This is a genomic window from Falsiroseomonas sp. HC035 (assembly GCF_050563525.1).
Lineage (GTDB): Bacteria > Pseudomonadota > Alphaproteobacteria > Acetobacterales > Acetobacteraceae > Falsiroseomonas.
In genome coordinates, this window is the sequence record NZ_JBNXUN010000088.1 from 1 (window position 1) to 303 (window position 303).

Consider the following 303-nt stretch of genomic DNA (forward strand, 5'->3'; position numbering starts at 1 on the left):
TCTCGACCTGGCCCGCGCCCGGGGGCGGGAGGTCCCGACGGACGACCCCGCGCTCGGCGACCAGCCGGTGGCGGCCGACGCGCTGGACCGCGTCGCCGCGGATGCCGAGGGGCGGCGCCTGCGGCAATGCCTGGCGACGCTGGAGGAACGCAACCGCCGCGGCATCGTGCTGGCCTTCGTGCACGGCCTGAGCCACGCGCAGATCGCCGCCCGGCTGGATCTGCCGCTCGGCACCGTGAAGGCCTGGATCCGGCGCGGCCTGTTGCGCCTGCGGGAGTGCCTGGCATGACACCCGGCATGTCC

General features: G+C 76.2%; 1 protein-coding gene. It reads left to right on the plus strand.

Annotated features, from left to right (window positions below):
- On the plus strand, positions 1-289 hold a 289-nt coding region (locus ACLF3G_RS29575; RefSeq protein WP_430672949.1), incomplete at its 5' end, for a sigma factor-like helix-turn-helix DNA-binding protein.
- Positions 290-303 lie beyond the last annotated feature (14 nt).